The 17,844-nt window shown below is 47.2% G+C and carries 13 protein-coding genes and 1 pseudogene; 12 read left to right on the top strand and 2 right to left on the bottom strand.

What is annotated here, in order from left to right:
- Positions 1–129: 129 nt before the first annotated feature.
- A complete protein-coding gene (locus tag H6G53_RS15425; RefSeq protein WP_190534598.1) occupies positions 130–1,929 on the bottom strand; it encodes a R3H domain-containing nucleic acid-binding protein in 1,800 nt (599 codons plus the stop codon).
- A 158-nt stretch (positions 1,930–2,087) separates the two neighbouring features.
- A complete protein-coding gene (gene ldpA, locus H6G53_RS15420) occupies positions 2,088–3,152 on the bottom strand; it encodes a circadian clock protein LdpA (protein WP_190534503.1) in 1,065 nt (354 codons plus the stop codon).
- 275 nt (positions 3,153–3,427) lie between these two features.
- On the opposite strand from ldpA, the gene rfbF reads away from it, so the two are divergent.
- The 12 genes and pseudogenes from rfbF to H6G53_RS15360 all read left to right on the top strand — a co-directional run bounded on the left by rfbF (position 3,428) and on the right by H6G53_RS15360 (position 17,099).
- The gene (gene rfbF / locus H6G53_RS15415) at positions 3,428–4,201 is read left to right on the top strand and encodes a glucose-1-phosphate cytidylyltransferase (RefSeq protein WP_190534501.1); all 774 of its coding nucleotides are present in this window, start codon (positions 3,428–3,430) and stop codon (positions 4,199–4,201) included.
- Positions 4,198–5,274: a CDP-glucose 4,6-dehydratase gene (rfbG, locus tag H6G53_RS15410; protein ID WP_199309279.1), complete on the top strand. Its 1,077-nt coding sequence runs from the start codon at positions 4,198–4,200 to the stop codon at positions 5,272–5,274. Before rfbF ends, rfbG begins: the two co-directional genes overlap by 4 nt.
- Positions 5,275–5,295: 21 nt before the next feature.
- Positions 5,296–6,654 (top strand): lipopolysaccharide biosynthesis protein RfbH, encoded by a 1,359-nt coding sequence (rfbH, locus tag H6G53_RS15405; RefSeq protein WP_190534495.1) that lies wholly within the window; start codon positions 5,296–5,298, stop codon positions 6,652–6,654.
- A gap of 27 nt (positions 6,655–6,681) precedes the next feature.
- Positions 6,682–7,761, top strand: a complete 1,080-nt coding sequence (locus H6G53_RS15400) for an NAD(P)-dependent oxidoreductase (RefSeq protein WP_190534492.1) — start codon at positions 6,682–6,684, stop codon at positions 7,759–7,761.
- A 62-nt stretch (positions 7,762–7,823) separates the two neighbouring features.
- Positions 7,824–9,611 (top strand): thiamine pyrophosphate-binding protein, encoded by a 1,788-nt coding sequence (locus H6G53_RS15395; RefSeq protein WP_190534489.1) that lies wholly within the window; start codon positions 7,824–7,826, stop codon positions 9,609–9,611.
- 56 nt (positions 9,612–9,667) lie between these two features.
- On the top strand, positions 9,668–10,597 hold the full coding sequence (locus H6G53_RS15390; protein ID WP_190534486.1) for an acetaldehyde dehydrogenase (acetylating): 930 nt from the start codon (positions 9,668–9,670) through the stop codon (positions 10,595–10,597).
- Positions 10,578–11,591 (top strand): 4-hydroxy-2-oxovalerate aldolase, encoded by a 1,014-nt coding sequence (gene dmpG, locus H6G53_RS15385; RefSeq protein ID WP_190534482.1) that lies wholly within the window; start codon positions 10,578–10,580, stop codon positions 11,589–11,591. Before H6G53_RS15390 ends, dmpG begins: the two co-directional genes overlap by 20 nt.
- Positions 11,588–12,649, top strand: a complete 1,062-nt coding sequence (locus tag H6G53_RS15380) for an NAD-dependent epimerase/dehydratase family protein (protein WP_190534479.1) — start codon at positions 11,588–11,590, stop codon at positions 12,647–12,649. The genes dmpG and H6G53_RS15380 overlap by 4 nt, the downstream gene beginning before the upstream one ends.
- A 25-nt stretch (positions 12,650–12,674) precedes the next feature.
- On the top strand, positions 12,675–13,133 hold the full coding sequence (locus H6G53_RS15375) for a glycosyltransferase family A protein (protein ID WP_190534476.1): 459 nt from the start codon (positions 12,675–12,677) through the stop codon (positions 13,131–13,133).
- A gap of 39 nt (positions 13,134–13,172) precedes the next feature.
- Positions 13,173–13,889: pseudogene (locus H6G53_RS15370) on the top strand (IS1 family transposase).
- Positions 13,890–14,150: 261 nt separating this feature from the next.
- Complete coding sequence (locus H6G53_RS15365) at positions 14,151–16,010, top strand: glycosyltransferase (RefSeq protein ID WP_190534472.1); 1,860 nt, start codon at positions 14,151–14,153, stop codon at positions 16,008–16,010.
- A 153-nt stretch (positions 16,011–16,163) separates the two neighbouring features.
- Positions 16,164–17,099, top strand: coding sequence for an NAD-dependent epimerase/dehydratase family protein (locus tag H6G53_RS15360; protein ID WP_190534470.1), 936 nt, complete (start codon positions 16,164–16,166; stop codon positions 17,097–17,099).
- Positions 17,100–17,844: the final 745 nt, after the last annotated feature.

Here is a 17,844-nt window from a genome sequence, read left to right as displayed (position 1 = left end):
GCCTTAATTTGCTGGGTTAAATTACAGGGCTGTTATCGCCACCAAATCGTTAGGCAGCAAGGGGCTTAAGCCCCTTGTTACCACGACTGACTCCGCAACTTGACCCAACGAATTAAGGCTGTCGTGCGACTAAGCCGGGAAGATCCGCAGGCGGCGGTTGGGTTCCTCGCCAAAGCTGGTGGAGGTGAGTTTGTAATGCTCGATTAGCTCGTGCTGCATTTTGCGCACATGGGCCGATCGCGGCAACAACTCCACCGGTTGCCCCTTGGGAATCACGATGTTTTCCACCGCCAGCCGTGCTTCTTCGAGGGCTTCCAGCTCGTCATCGCTGGCATTGTCCGCAAACAACCGCAGATCCACCGGTTCCACCTCGCCGCCCTCGTCGTCCAGCTTCAGAATCCGGCGCAGGGTGCGGGCAATGTGGGCCGTGCTGTTGGACTTCAGGATATAGATCGGCAGTTGGCGGGTTTTGGCCAGGTGGCGCAGCTTGGTGTGATTTTTCAAGTGGGTGCGCAACGCCAGCACCGCATCGGCCGTGTCCAGTTCCTTGGTCAAAACCACCGGCAAATTCAGCAACCGAATCGCCTGCTCGAGCTGGTGGCGGCTGACGGCGTAGGGGTAGACGTAGAGATAGCCGTTTTGCTTCAGGTCGTCGGTTTCGTCGATCGCCCGGGGGCTGTAGTCGGTGCGATCGAGCAGTTGGGCGAATTCCTCATGGGGCGTGGCGGCTCCCAGGGGCACCACCACCCGCCGATTTGGGGGCACAGGGGTCATTTGCCCGCTCGATCGCCAGCCGCGATCGCCCTTGCTGGGGCCCCCGTTGCGGCCCGCTGGAGCCAGGGAGCGATCGGTGCCCGCCGTTTCCGCTTCCGGCAGCTCGTGGGTAATCGTCACCTTGCCCGTGTCGCTGATGGTGCGCACCTGCCGCTCGGGAATCCGCCCGCGCAACAGGGAATCCACCGTGGTGGCCACATCCTCATGCACCACCCAGCGGCTGCGCTCCTGCATTTCCACCGCCACCTCAAAGGTGGGCGGGGCCTTGCGTTCTAGGACGGTTTTTTGGGAGCCGCGCCGCCGGGCCTCTTCGTCGCCCAAGGTGACGGATTGGATGCCGCCGACCAAATCCGAGAGAGTCGGGTTTTTGATCAAGTTCGCTAACTGGTTGCCGTGGGCCGTGCCCACCAGTTGCACACCCCGCTCGGCGATCGTCCGAGCTGCCAAGGCTTCTAGCTCCGTGCCGATTTCGTCGATCACGATCACCTGAGGCATGTGGTTTTCCACCGCCTCGATCATCACCTTGTGTTGCAATTCCGGCTCGGCCACCTGCATCCGTCGGGCCCGCCCGATCGCCGGGTGCGGCACATCGCCATCACCCGCAATTTCGTTGGAGGTGTCGATAATCACCACCCGCTTTTGCAACTCATCGGCCAGTACCCGGGCAATTTCCCGCAGGGCCGTGGTTTTGCCAACGCCGGGCCGCCCCAACATCAAAATCGACTTGCCACTTTCCACCAGGTCGCGGATCGTGGCGATCGTTCCGAACACGGCCCGCCCCACGCGACAGGTGAGGCCAATCACGTCGCCCCGGCGGTTGCGGATGGCGCTGATTCGGTGCAGGGTTTGCTCGATGCCGGCGCGGTTGTCGCCGCCAAAATGCCCAACCCGAGCGGTGGCATAGTCCAAATCGTCGCGGGTGACGGGTTTGTCGCTGAGGCTTTCGGTGCGGGCACCGGGGAACCGGGCCTCGGGCAACCGCCCAAAGTCCATCACCACCTCCACCAACTGATTCAAATCCGTATGATTTTCTAAAACTTTCCGCAGGTGAGGCGGCAAAATACCCAGAAGTTGGCTCAGGTCATCGGTGCTGCGAGTGCGACCCAGATCGATCGCTTCGCTACCCACAGCCGGTGCGCCAGCGGAATCAGCCATTGCTGCCAAGTCAGTTCCTTCCTTAACTTGTTGGGCGGTTTGCAAAGTCACGGGACGATCGCCAGTATCGGGAAACATCACCATAAGAGCTAATTAACAGCAAGAGGGCGCGGCAAGTTGGACTCGGAGCAAGGCAACGCTACAAACCTAGCCACGGGCTAAGGCGGCAGCGCTGCCAGCGGAATCGGAGCATGGGGAGCTTTCAGCGGAGCGAACAACGGTTGCGCCAAGGTCAGCGCCTCGGCCAGTAATTCCGGTTGGGTTTCGATCGGCACGGCTTGGCCCGCTGCCAGTTCCAGGGCCTCGAGCCGATCGGTCACGGGCTTCAGGTGTGATCGGGCATAGCTGCCATAGGCCACGCCGGCCAGTCGATTGGGCCCCAACAGATCTAAATCTCGGAGTTTGGGCACGGTTCGATCGTTCGTGCCCCCGGCCAACTGCACAAAGCCGGGTAAGCCCAATTGCAAAACCTTCTGGCCCAGGGAGATCGCCGCGCGCGTGGCCCCTGCACCAATGTCGCCACTCATGGGCCGCCCGTCCGTTTGCCAAATCAGGGCGCAACCGGCCGCTCGCAAGCCGGGTGCCATCAAGTCGTAGAGCGATCGCAAGTAATCTGCCAAATTCGGGCCATCGGGACAACTGACCGCCACCAACTGCAACTGATCGAGGTGGGGTTCCACCGATCGCCACAGCCGTGCAAAATCATCATAGCGACCCGGAACCGTGTGGATCTCGATCGCCTCCACGCCCAAGGGCAACACCACCGAGGCGATCGCGCTGGGGGTGGACACGTACGATCGGGCCCCAATCAAATCCAGCGGGCAAATATGCAAACAGCGGCCACAGCCGTAGCAAAGGCTTTCGGTTACGCCGCCCGGGTCGATCGCCCCCGTTGGACAAACCCGCTCGCAGGGACGAGAACAATCACTAGGGCACTGAGTTGGGTTAAACTGGGCTTTGCGAAAGTGGGGGTCTTCACCATCGTTCAGGCTAACCATTAGCCAGGGCGATCGACCCGATCGGGACTGGACAACCTCCAAGCCCGATCGTGCTGCCGCAATCACCGCCGGATCAGCAGCCACATCCACACAGTCAGCCCCCGCTAGCCCATAGACCAGGGCCAGAGTCCGGATGGCCGGCAAATGCTGGAAACTCGCGCCACAAATTAGCTTGAACCAGCACCCCGACTGCAATGAAACCAGCGGCGAAGGAAAAACACTCACCCTTCCATGCTACGCCCCCCCGCCAACTTTGCGATCGCCCAACTCCCAGGATATTGCTCTGATTTCTCTCGACTAAGTCATCGTAATGGTGAAGCAATTACACGCTGGTCTTGGATACTTGGTTTTCACCGAAAAAGCTATGTTGAACTAGATCCATGCTAGGTGCTAAAAAAACTGTCACTGCTGTGAGTAATTAGCTGACCTTAGGGAACCCAATTCTTAGTGGCTAGAAACTTTGACCAAATCATAAACTATCGAAAAAAAGCTAAAAGTTGATGAAGTGTGTAATTCTGGCCGGTGGACTAGGTACCCGTATTAGCGAAGAAACCTACCTAAAACCGAAGCCAATGGTTGAAATTGGTGGCAAGCCAATTCTTTGGCATATTATGAAAATCTACTCAACCCATGGCATCAATGACTTCATCATTTGCTGCGGCTATAAAGGATACGTAATTAAAGAATATTTTGCTAATTACTTCCTACACACCTCTGATGTGACTTTTGATATAGCTAAAAATATGATGGAAGTCCACGAGCGTTATGCCGAACCATGGCGAGTGACGCTAGTAGACACTGGAGAAAACACGTTGACTGGTGGGCGACTAAAACGAGTTGCCGATTACTTGCAGGATGACACTGAATTTTGCTTCACCTACGGAGATGGGGTTGCAGACATTGATGTCACTGCCTCTGTTGCCTTTCATCGGCAACATGGCAAGCTTGCTACGGTTACGGCAGTGCAGCCCCCTGGGCGCTATGGAGCACTAGAACGTGACGGCGATCAAGTAAGGGGTTTTCTAGAAAAACCTAAGGGTGATGGAGGGCGCATCAATGGTGGATTTTTTATTTTATCCCCTCAAGTAATCAACTATATTCAGGGCGATCTCACCAGCTGGGAAGGGGAACCGCTTGCCTCTCTGGCTGCGGCAGGTCAACTGCAAGCGTTTGATCACCATGGTTTTTGGTTGCCAATGGATACTCTGCGAGATAAGGTCTATCTGGAGCAGCTTTGGGACTCGGGCGAAGCGCCCTGGAAAGTTTGGCCATGAATCCTAGCCCTGCTATTTGGCAAGAACAATCGGTCTTGGTGACGGGACACACAGGCTTCAAGGGAGCTTGGCTATGCCTGTGGCTTCATCAGTTAGGTGCAAGGGTTTCTGGCTTAGCACTTGACCCACCAACAAACCCGAGCCTTTACCAAGTGGTAAGTTTTGAGAGACTCCTCGAATCAGATTTGAGGGTTGATGTTCGAGATGGGGTTGCGATTGAAGCAGCCATCTGCCAGACCCAACCAACCGTAATCTTTCACCTGGCAGCCCAGCCTCTCGTGAAACGTAGCTACGAACTTCCAGTTAAAACCTATGCCACGAACGTGATGGGGACGGCCCATGTGTTAGAGGCGGCGCGGCTAGTTGATTCGGTGCGGGCGATTATCGTGGTTACAACGGATAAGTGCTACGAAAATCAGGAGTGGGTGTATCCCTATCGGGAGAATGATCGCCTGGGGGGATTTGATCCTTACAGCAACAGCAAAGCTTGTGCAGAGTTAGTAGTTTCGGCTTATCGATCGAGCTTTTTGGGGCCACAGGGTATTGCAGTGGCGACGGCTCGGGCTGGAAATGTCATTGGTGGTGGCGACTGGGCGACAGGTCGATTGATTCCTGATTGTGTGCGGGCGTTTCAGGCGGCTGAACCACTGAAGTTGCGCTATCCGCAGGCAGTTCGTCCATGGCAGCATGTTTTAGAACCGCTGTCGGGTTATTTGCGCTTAGCAGAGGCATTACTGGGTGACCGTGCTCTGGAGTTCTGTGAAGCCTGGAACTTTGGCCCAGATGCGGTAGATACGGTGACGGTTGGCGAGGTGGCAAAGTTGGCTGCTGAGGTTTGGGGAGGAACAGTTGAGATCGCCAAGATTAATCCGGATTACCATGAAGCAGGATTATTGCAACTGGACTCTAGCAAAGCGCGATCGCGATTGTATTGGAAACCCCGATGGTCTCTGAATCAAGCAGTAGAGTCCACAGTTTCATGGTATCGTGCGTATTATGACGGGCGAGAGATGCAACAAGTTACGCAGGAACAGATTTTAGAATTTGTTGGTGTTACCCATCGGCAAACTTAAGGATGATAGTGACGAGCGAGTATGACTTCTAGCGAAATTGCCTCTACACAAAGTTCCGCTAGCATTCTTGGCCGCGAACAGGAGCTTCGATCTCGCGTTCTAGCAGCAGTTGCCGAGTTTTATGAGTTTAAATTTGCAAAGCAACCTTTCCTTCCGGGGCAAACACCAGTTCCTGTGTCGGGAAAAGTTTTCGATGAGTTAGAGCTGCTGAATTTAGTTGACTCTTCCCTTGATTTTTGGCTGACCACTGGGCGCTACGCAGCGCTATTTGAGCAACGATTCGCAGAGTGGATTGGTGTAAAACACTGCTTACTGGTTAACTCAGGGTCATCTGCTAATTTGTTAGCCCTGAGTGCCCTGACTTCAAAGCAATTGGGCGATCGCCGCTTGCAACCTGGGGATGAAGTCATTACGGTAGCTGCGGGATTTCCGACAACAGTAAACCCAATTTTTCAGAACCAGCTCGTTCCCGTCTTTGTTGACATTAGCCTACCTAGCTACAATATAGATGTCACGCAGCTAGAACTGGCCTTGTCTACTCGCACGAAAGCAATTATGGTTGCCCACACCTTGGGTAACCCATTTGATGTCGATGCAGTCTTAGCTTTTGCAGAGAAGCATCAACTTTGGGTCATTGAAGATAACTGCGATGCTGTTGGCAGTCTCTACAAAGGTCGGAAAACCGGCACATTTGGGCATCTATCCACTGTTAGCTTTTATCCTGCTCATCACATAACAATGGGAGAGGGTGGAGCTGTCTTGACAAGCGACTCTCGGCTCAAGAAAATCGTCGAGTCATTTCGGGATTGGGGGCGAGACTGTTGGTGTCCTCCTGGAGTAGACAATACCTGCCGCAAGCGATTTGACTGGCAGTTGGGTGACTTACCGTTTGGTTATGACCATAAATACACTTACTCACACGTTGGCTATAATCTAAAGCTGACAGATATGCAGGCTGCAGTTGGTGTTGCTCAGCTAGATAAGTTGCCAGACTTTATCGCAAAACGCCAGCAGAACTTTAGCTTCTTGTATCAACAGTTGAAGGAGCTAGAGGATGTCTTGGTACTGCCAGAATCATCCCAAGATGCTGATCCAAGCTGGTTTGGCTTCCCGCTGTCTCTAAGAGATAACGTACCATTCACTCGCAATGAATTCGTGCAGTATCTGGAGAAGAATTTGATCGGTACTCGGTTACTCTTTGGCGGAAACTTACTCCGACAACCTCTATACCAAGGATTAAATTATCGATTTGTTGGGGAGCTTCAAAATACAGACAAAGTGATGGACAAGACACTATGGCTGGGTACATTCCCAGGGTTGACAAAGGAAGCATTAGAATATGCTGTCGAAAAAATTAAATACTTTACAGCACGTTTATAAAGTTGAAAGACAAAGAACGCTCAACGTATGAAAATCAATCCCTTAGCAGAAGACCTAGATTATATTCTTGAAACTACTCATGATCTGTGGGAAGACCTGCGATCACAACGTATTTTCATTACGGGTGGTACAGGTTTTTTCGGCCGCTGGCTATTAGAAAGCTTGGTCTGGGCTAACGATAAGCAAGCGCTAGAAGTTAAGGCTCTGGTCTTAACCAGAAATCCAGCAGCATTTGCAAAAAAAGCCCCTCACCTAGTATCTCATCCGGCTATTGAGTTTCATGTGGGTGATGTCAGGTCGTTTTCCTTCCCTGACGGTGCTTTTTCCCATATAATTCACGCGGCAACAGAAGCAAGCGCCCAGCTAAATCAGGAAGCCCCTCTACTGATGTTAGATACAATAGTCCAGGGAACAAGGCATGTGCTAGAGTTTGCACGGCACTGCGGGGCCAAGAAGTTTTTGCTAACTAGTTCTGGGGCAGTTTACGGGCAGCAGCCACCTGATATGACCCATATCCCTGAAGACTATCGGGGAGCACCTGACACTATGGATGCCAAGTCTGCTTATGGCGAAGGAAAGCGAATGGCAGAGCTATTATGTACAATTTATGCTCAGCAATGTAACATAGAGACTAAAATTGCAAGATGCTTTGCCTTCGTTGGCCCGCATTTGCCTCTAGAAAGCCATTTTGCAATAGGAAACTTTATTCGTGATGCACTTCAAGGTGCTTCCATTTTAGTTAATGGCGATGGTAAACCTTACCGCTCCTATCTTTATGTGGCTGACTTGGTTATTTGGTTGTGGACGATTTTGCTGAAAGGTCAATCCTGCTACCCTTACAATGTGGGTTCTGAAGAGTCTCTAAGTATTGCCAATGTAGCTCATGTCGTAAGAGAGATATTTCATCAAAATATTCAGGTCGAAATTTGTCAGTGTCCTGCCTCCAACGCTGCAACTAGCCGCTATGTACCATCTAGTAAAAGAGCATTGTCTGAACTAAACTTGCAGCCCAGAGTTGATTTAGTAAATGCGGTTCGACGAACAATTGCGTGGCTACTCATGGATTCTCAGGTAAATCATCTATGTGAAATAAAACGAAAATCTTAAGAAAAATAAAATCAAAATATTTATCATTTACATTCTCCTCTCAAATCAAAAGTGAGTCTTTTATGAAAACCCGAGTTGCAGACTTTATAACAAATAAGCTGTACGAAGCAGGAGGGGAGTGCGTATTTTTAGTCACAGGTGGCATGATTATGCACCTGACCGACGCTTTGTATCAGCATGAAAATCAGAAGTTCGTTTGCTGTCACCACGAACAATCCGCAGTAATGGCAGCAGAAGCCTATGGAAGGTTTACAGGAAAACTAGGAGTTGCTTACGTCACGGCTGGCCCTGGGGCATTGAATACACTAACGGGAGTTGTAGGGGCTTATGTAGACTCTTCTCCCTGTATCATCGTTTCGGGTCAATCCAAGGTATCCCAAACTATGGTTACAGGGCCTAGGCAATTTGCACTCCAAGGATTCAATACCCTGCCGATATTTGAGCAGGTTACCAAATATGCCGTAATACTCAATGACTTATCAAGAATAAGATATGAAGTCGAAAAGTGCATTTATTTAGCGACCTCCCATCGTGTGGGCCCAGTGTGGATTGAGTCTCCCATTGATATTCAGGGTATGTATTTTGATCCTGATGAGTTTGAGGGATTCAATCCCCCAGTGCTAGACCAATCAGTGAATTCTCTAACAGAAACGGTTAATCAAGTTGCTGAGACGATCCTCCAAAGCAGAAGACCTTGCATCTTAGGCGGAGCTGGTATTCGGCTTTCCAACGCTATTGAGTCCTTCCACAAACTAATTGATAAAACCCGTATTCCGGTCTTAACGTCAAGACTAGGAATGGATTTAATAGATCATCATCATCCTTTATTTGTTGGCAGACCCGGCACTTATGGCGACCGAGCAGCTAACTTTACCATTCAAAATTCCGATCTGTTGCTCAATATCGGCTGTCGCTTAGGCATTGGACTTGTTGGCTATGACTTTCAAGATTTTGCACGTTACGCAGTAAAAATTTGTGTTGATGTTGATGAACAAGAGCTTATAAAGCCTTCTATTTTACCCGATATATCAGTTTGCTCTGATGCAAAACTTTTTATAGACCTACTGCTTGAAAAACTAGGCGATTATCAACTTGATAACTCTTCGTGGAGGAAGCAAACTCAAGTCTGGAAACAAAAATACCCTGTTGATTTACCGGAATATCAACAAGAGAAAAACGGTGTTAACTCTTATCATTTCATGAGCCGATTATCCAAAGAAGTGTCAAAGGACTCGTCCTTTTTGATTGATACTGGCTCTTGCTTTCATGTTTTTGCACAGGCTTTCCAAGTCAAATTTGGACAACGACACATCATCACAGGTGGTTTATCTACAATGGGATATATGCCTGGGGCTATCGGAGTGGCAACTGCTAATCAGGGGAGAGAAGTATTCTGTATCACTGGTGATGGTTCAGTTCAGTTCAACATCCAAGAGCTACAAACGATTTTTCAGAATGATCTACCCATTAAATTAATTGTCCTCAATAACAATGGTTACTTGCTGATTCGCCTCACTCAGAGAAATTTTCAAGAAGGGCGATTCATTGGAGTTGATAAAGATAGCGGTGTGAGCTGTCCCGATATGGAAAAAATTGCATCTGCCTATGGAATTAAGTTCATCAGAATCTCGGGACTCTGTGACTTGGATGAAAAACTATCTGAGATTATCCATCATCAGGGGCCTTTAGTCTGTGAGGTAATGACACCGCCGAATCAATTACTGATTCCAAGAGTTGCTTCTAAAAAGATGGATGATGGCAGAATGGTATCGATGCCGTATGACGATATGTTTCCTTTCCTTCCTCGCGAAGAATATTTAGGAAATTGCGTTCGCGAAAAAATCGTGTAATTGGTAAGACGAAATAGTAAGAAATAGGAAATGCCCGAAAATCAGGAGATGATAAGATGCGCAAACTAAAGGTAGCAATACTCGGTAGTGGCAACATCGGTACAGATCTTCTGGTCAAGATCATGCGATCACCCCTCCTTGAGTGCTCCCTATTTATTGGACGTAACATGGCATCTCCCGGTATGGCAAAGGCTAATAGCCTGGGGGTGAGAATTTCTGACCTTAGCATCGAAGCTATTGTTAAAGAACCAGATTGTTGTGATTTGGTTTTTGATGCCACATCAGCGAAAGATCACATCCATCACTGGTCTTTGTTGGAAAGGCTGGGTAAGATTGTAATTGACATGACACCTGCCAAAATTGGTGAAATGTGTATTCCGGCTGTAAATATAGAAAAATGTAATTTGTATAAAAACGTTAATATGGTTAGCTGTGGTGGGCAAGCTTCTATTCCTCTAGCCTATCTTGTAGGCCGTATTCACCAAAGCGTTGAGTATATAGAGGTTGTTTCTAGTATTGCTTCTCGGAGTGCTGGCCCCGCTACTCGTGCAAATATTGATGAATATATCGAAACAACGGAAGAGGGTATTAAAAATTTTTCGGGATGCAACCGTGCTAAAGCAATTCTTATACTTAATCCGGCACAGCCATGTATTGATATGCAAACTACTATTTTTGCCAGAGTCAAAAATCCTGATCTGGATAAACTTAAGACTGTTGTTGACGAAATGGTTAACAGTATTCGGATGTATGTTCCTGGATACCAGCTTATTGTACCTCCCATGCTTGAAAATGATCGAATTATCATGACGGTCAAAGTTCAAGGGCTGGGTGACTACCTGCCAACGTATGCCGGCAATCTGGATATTATTAACTGTGCCGCAATCGCCACTGCCGAAAAATACGCAAAGGAATATATTAAGATTTCCAGCTATGACGACAACTGTGATGCAGTAGAGGAGCCTTATGTCAACTGTATTGATTAGTGACCCTACTCTAAGAGATGGAAACCACGCCGTCCGTCATCAACTGAGCGCACGACAAGTAGCTCTCTATGCATCAGCAGCCGATGCTGCTGGTGTCCCTATCATTGAAGTTGGACATGGCAATGGACTTGGTGCTTCTTCTCTGCAAGTAGGAGAAAGTTTGATCAGTGATCACGAAATTCTAGAGGTAGCTAGACAAAACCTGGTCAATGCAAAATTGAGCATCCACGTGATTCCTGGTTTTGCCACAATCAACAAGGATCTAAAAACAGCTATAGATATTGGCGTAGATTTGGTCAGAGTTGCCTCTCACTGCACCGAGGCTGATATTACTCAGCGACATATCGGTTATGCTCGGGATAAAGGAAAAGAAGTTTATGGAGTCCTAATGATGAGCCACATGGCATCAAAAGAACTTTTAGCAGAAGAAGCATCAAAAATGGAATCTTATGGTGCTGAGGCTATTATAATTATGGACTCAGCAGGCACTTATCTTCCCTGCGATGTCACTGAAAGAATAGCAGAGTTAGTCACAAACTTAACTATTCCAGTGGGTTTTCACGGACACAATAATTTGGGAATGGCAGTTGCTAATTCAATAGCGGCCGTCCAGGCAGGAGCCACTATTTTGGACGGCACAGCACGTGGCTTTGGTGCTGGTTCAGGTAACACCCAGCTTGAAGTCCTAGTCGCTGTCTTAGAAAAAATGGGATTTTCAACAGGTGTTGACTTATACAAGATGCTAGATGCAGCTGACATTGCTGAAAAAGAATTAATGTCCGTCATTCCCAGCATCCAATCTATTAGCGTTATCAGCGGACTATCTGGAGTTTTTTCAGGATTCGCTAAGCATGTTGAGCGTATTTCCAGGGAATATGGAGTGAATCCAAAGAATGTTTTTCTTGAGCTTGGTCGTCGTAAGGTGGTAGCAGGTCAAGAAGATTTAATCATCGAAATAGTTATGAATCTAATGACTGGAGGGGCTACCAGGTGAGGCAAGACTTGATTAATATTATCAAAGAGGACTGTGATCGAGTAACAGCGAACTTTGTTGATGATTTATCTGTATTAAGAGGTGAGTGTATCCTGATCACAGGAGGCACCGGTTTTGTTGGAACGTGGCTAACCGAATTGATCGTATTCTTGAATGATGCCTATGGCTTTAACACAAAATTAGTCTTGCTATCATCGCGAGCCTATAATTTCAGCGCTAAAGCTCCACATCTGGCACTGAGAAAAGATATCTTGCTTGTAGAGCAAGATGTTCGCGCTTTTTTGGATATTTCCAGTGACGTAAATTGGATTATCCACGCTGCTGCAAACCCAGATAGCCGTCTTCATGCTTCAGATCCATTGAAGATAATAGATGTCATTATCAAGGGAACAGAGTCGGCTCTGATGGCAGCAACTCGTTTGCCAAACTTAAAAAAATTTCTCAACATCAGTTCTGGTTTAGTCTATGGCCTACAACCTCTAGAGATGGAGGTTACCCCTGAGAATTTTCGTGGAGTCTTAGATTTTACTTCCATTAACTCTGCCTATGCAGAAGCAAAGCAGATGGGAGAAACTTTGTGTGCTGTTTACCGAAATCAACATAGGCTACCGGTAGTCAATGCCCGTCCTTTTGCTTTTATTGGCCCCTACCAACTTCTAGATAGACCTTGGGCAATTAATAATTTTATTCGAGACAGTTTATTGGGGAGTGAGATTCGCATTTTAGGAGATGGCGAAACGATCAGGAGTTACATGTATCCTAGTGATATGGCTCTATGGCTCCTGGTAGCTTTGGTCAAGGGACGAATCGGAGCTAGCTACAATATAGGTAGTTCACACGGCATTACTCTAAAGTCATTGGCATCCATCATCTGCAGTAACTTTGCGAATCCGCCCGAGATAACAGTTGGCTCTTCAGAGATAACTAAACTCAAGCGATCCAAGTTAGTCCCAGACACTTCTTTGGCTTCCAAAGAATTAAAGCTTGACTTAACAGTCAATATTAAAGAATCTATTAGAAAAACAATTTTATGGAATCTCGCCTTAATGCGTAACTGAGACAGTAAACGCGAGGAGTTAACCCATGAGCACCACTGAAAAGTTACCACTGATTTCGATTTGTATTCCCTTGTTCAATAAGGTTGAATTCTTTAGACAAACAGTTGAATCAATACTATCTCAGACTTACGAAAACTTTGAAATAGTCATTAGTGATAATGGAAGCTCGGATGGATCTTCAGAACTGGCACTGGAGTACGCCAGCGCTGATGTGCGAGTCAAGTACTACCACCTCAGTCAAACTATATCAGCTGGTGAAAACTTTCGTCATTCGCTTCTCTTAGCGCGCGGTAAAATTCTAAAGCTTCAGTGTGCAGATGATTATCTCGAACCAGACTTCATCTCGACAATGGTGCAGCCTCTTCTCAAGTCACCTGAGACTGACTTTTCTGTATGTACTGTAAAGCCTGTCTTTGACGACGAGGCAAGCCAAATTCTCAATCCATCACTTATCGAACAACATTTGGCAGTGCCTTTGAAGTAATGATGCCAGTCTAGAAGTCATCATTCATAGCTCCAGTTCATGCCTGCTTGTCCTCAATGCCAATCCAGCCACACGGTCAAAAATGGTCGCATCCACAACGGCAAGCAACGCTTCAAATGCAAAACCTGTGACCGTCAGTTCATTGAGCACCCCACCCAGAAACGAGTCACACCTGAGCAGATCGCCCTCATTGATCGTCTGCTCCTAGAACGCCTCTCCCAGTCCGCGATTGCGCGGGTCGCACAGGTCTCTGAATCCTGGATTGAATCCTATGTGGCGGTCGAGGCCGGTCGCATTCCTCGTCAGGCGCAAGTGCGCCCCAAAAAAAAGGCCGTTTAATTCTACAACTGGACGAGCTTTGGTCATTTGTCGGTTCCAAGCAGCAGAAAGTCTGAATCTGGCTGGCCTTGGATGCCGTGACTCGCGAAGTGGTCGGAATATCCATGGGAAATCGTTCAGCCCAGTTAGCCCAAAAGCTGTGGGAGGGCTTACCGGGGGGGCTATCGCCAATGTGCAGTCCGCTATACCGATTTTTGAGAAGCCTATCGAACTGTGATTCCCAGAAAGCAACATCGACCTGTAGGCAAAGAGACCGAATTAACCAATTACGTGGAGCGATTGAATAACACCTTGGGTCAGCGGATCAGTCGTTTAGTTCAGCATACCCTATCTTTTTCCCAATCCTTGGTGAATCACGAAGCAGCAATTTGGCGATTCATGCACCACTACAACGCCTCATTGCCCATCGCTTCATAGTCCATCATTATTTCACATGCACTACCCACCATTAGATTTTAGATGAAGGGTTGAAGAGACATTTCAGATGGTAATATGAATGTAGGAGTATTTCGGCGACAGCGAGCAAGTCAAAGCCTTTACGGGTAGACAACTTTTCACTGATGAGAATCATAACTTCACAAGTTTCACCACAAAACTTTCCAGGGATAAATTATCGAATCAATTCTATTGGCGAGCAAACCCATGAAGCTACATACAAGTAAGTAAAACCACCTCACTATGAAGCGGAACTCTCAGTATCCCTTGGTTTCGATCTGTATACCCCTGTACAATAAATCTGAATTTTTTAGGCAGACAATTGAATCAATTCAATCTCAAACGTATGAAAACCTGGAAATTGTTATCAGTGACAATGGGAGCACTGATGGATCTTGGGAGATTGCTGCTGAATATGCCAATCTTGACTCGAGGATCAGATTATACCGTTCGGAAACAACCATTTCAGCTAACGAAAGCTTCCGTCGTGCCATTCTTTTGGCTAACGGCGAAATCCTGAAACTCCAATGTGCCGATGATTATCTGTCCCCAGATTTCGTTGCACAGATGACTGCTCCGTTGCTAGCATCAACTGATACGGATTTTACTGTCTGCAAGGTTCAACCTGTTTTTGAACGTGTTTCTCATGCTCTTTCACAAAAAGATGTTGAAAATGACTTTTTAGTGACTCTTCCGAAATCTATTCAAGACTTAATTAAGACTGTTGGACTCAAAGAACGATCGAGAAAGTTGCTTTATCATTGGGTAAGTGGATATTCACTTGGTGGCTTCTGCGGTCTTTTATTCCGAAAGCGGTGTCTACCACTAACCCGATGGAAAGGAATTGAAATGGGCGCACCAGCTTCTCATTTAGACTGGGACTTCCTATTTCGTCTCTATCTTAACTACAACGGCTTATTCCTTGACAAAGTCCTAGAGTTTTTCCGATACAGTCCCACCAGTGGCACCCTACAGCTCCTTTCGGGAGAATTCACGTCATTTGACGAACTCGGGCTCTTGATGTCACTAACATTAGCAACTGATAAGACTCTTGGTGAATTTCGCAGCAGTTTATCACCAGAAGATTGGAGCGCCCTACTCAGAAAAAGTCATCAAGACCTGGAGTTCGTTGCTCAAAACACATTTGCGATAGATAGCAAGTCTGCTTCTGAAGTAAGAAATTGGTGCGGACTTGAGCAAGATTTACGTGACCAGTTGCTGCAAGATCCCACTAACTACTTCGTCTATCGACAGCTGTCAAGTCTGCTGGAACAGCGCAATCAAGCCACAACTGCAGAGAGGGCTGCAAGCCTTGCTTTTCAGTTACAGTGGGGGAAGACATTGGTTTCACTAAGAAGCTATGATTACTCCAGTCCAAACCTAGAGGTAGTACAGCCAGACAAGTGTTTTCCTCACATGATTCTTGGCAATAAAGAATTGGTGACCTGGAAATATTTTCGGAGAGACACTCCACATAACTGGTATGTAGATTCCCGAGCGACTAGCACTGGTTTCCTAAGTCGCGATGAGGCTGTACTTCTGCATAACATAGCACTTCAGTTCCGGGGACTGCCTGCCCTAGAAGTTGGATGCTGGATGGGTTGGTCAGCATGTCACTTGGCGTTGGCAGGTGTCTTACTGGATGTCATTGACCCCATCCTATTCAACCCCGAATTTCAACAATCTGTATCTCAATCACTACATTCCGCTGGTGTTTTGGAAAGGGTTCACCTGATTCCTGGGTATAGTCCTCAGGCTGTCCGAGATCTGGCATCAACTAGATCTTACCCTTGGTCTTTGATTTTCATCGATGGTAATCATGATCACCCCGGTCCATTACTAGATGCACAAACCTGCGTAGAATTTGCTGCCCCCGACGCTGCAATCGTCTTCCATGACTTAGCCTCCCCTGAAGTTGCTGAAGGATTACACTACCTTCGTAGTCAAGGCTGGCAAACTATGATCTACCAAACGATGCAGATTATGGGAATTGCCTGGCGAGGTACCGTTCGGCCGGTCTACCATACTCCAGATCCACGAGTGAATTGGCAGACACCAGAGCATTTAAAAGGCTATATGATCAGTGGAGAAGATAATTTGTAAACTAGGTTGGGCTTGTAGATTAACTATCTATCACTCCCTAGACTTGACCTTTGCAAAGCTACTTACAGACCTTCCATGATGAATCAATCTGACACTGGCTTTCTCCATGCTTTAAATTTCATTTAGATACAAAACTGTATGGAGAAAGTAGATATGGAAAAAGCACTGATTTTAGGAGGAGCAGGTTTCATTGGTGGCAACTTGGCGCGGTCTCTAGTCAAGCAAGGTGCTAATCCAAGGATATATACCCGTCCAACCATGTCTTTAAGTCGCATTAAAGATATCAGTCACCGATTGGATATTGTCTATGGTGACTTCCTGGATGATGTTGCTCTTGCTCAAGCCCTCCAAGGTGTTGAAACTGTTTTTCATCTAATCTCAACTACATTTCCTAGCCATACTCAAAAAAGTGGGGTCTACGATCTCCTATCCAATCTTTTACCAACCATCCGCCTAGTTGAGCTTTGCGTAGATGCTGGAGTTAAAAAAATCGTATATGCTTCTTCAGGAGGCACAATCTACGGTGAGCCGCAGTTTACACCGATTACAGAAGATCACCCCTGTATTCCGAAGTCCGCTTACGGTCAAAGTAAATTAACTATTGAAAATTATCTCAAGTTCTATGAAAGAACCACACCAATCACCTTCAATATTTTGAGAATCTCAAATCCCTTCGGCCCTGGACAGCATTCCTGGCGTACCCAAGGTATTGTAGCGGTAACCATTGGCTGTATTTTAGAAAACCGAACTCTGCGCGTTTATGACCAGGGCTATGCAATCCGTGACTATATCTTTATCGATGACGTAGTTGATGCGCTAGTACTGGCAGCCAAATCACCTTACTCATCTACCGTTAATATTTCATCGGCTCAGGGCTACCAGACAATTGAAATCATTAATAAGCTTGAAGAAATATCATCAACAGTAGTTGATAAAGAGTTCGTTCAGGGAAGAGAGGATGATGTGAAAGTCAACATACTATCCAATCATGAGGCGTACGAAATATATAATTGGAAACCTCGAGTTTCTCTGGATCATGGTTTACTGCAGACATTTAACGCTGCAAAAGATCAGTACTCGATCTCATAAGGAATTCGATTTTTGTTGAATTTTCCAAAAAACCTGACTAACCATGTACCACTTTTGCACTCTTTTCGACCATCGCTACCTATCTAAAGGACTAGCTCTCTATGATTCGCTAACTCGGTGCAATAAGAATGCGTTCATGTACATTCTTTGTCTTAGCGACATATGTTACTCAATTTTAGAAAAACTCAAGCTTGCCAATGTTGAACTAATCAGACTAGATCAGCTTGAATCCACTGATCATCAGTTTTTAAACTCCAAGTCAAATCGCTCCTTAGTTGAATATTACTTCACCGCCAAATCATGCTTGTTGAAGTGCATCTTTGACCATAATTTGCATGTAAGTGCTTTGACTTATCTGGATGCAGATCAGTACTGCTTATCTGCTTTTAGCCCTGTCTACTCAGAGTTAGATGGAAGCTCCATTGCCTTAACTCCTCATCGATTTCCTCCGAAGCTAGAAGAGTCAAAGTCGTACGGTCTATACAATGCTGGGTGGATTTTCTTCCGACGAGACCATGAAGGACTGAAGTGCCTAGATTGGTGGCGCAACTGTTGCTTGGAATGGTGCTTAGATCACCAAGAAGATGAGAGATATGCAGACCAAAAATATCAGAAGTGTTGAATCTAAACACAAAACTTCATATTCTAGGCAACAAGAGTTTCTGGCAGTAAATCATAGCTCCAATGACTGATTGAGCCATAGCGACCGAGTACAACTTGCAAATATCGCAATTTATCTAGTAGC

Origin of the sequence: Limnothrix sp. FACHB-406 (assembly GCF_014698235.1) — a bacterium.
In the GTDB taxonomy this organism is placed as follows: domain Bacteria; phylum Cyanobacteriota; class Cyanobacteriia; order CACIAM-69d; family CACIAM-69d; genus CACIAM-69d.
The sequence above is the reverse complement of the archived record's forward strand: the minus strand, read 5'-3'. Positions and strand labels throughout refer to the sequence as shown.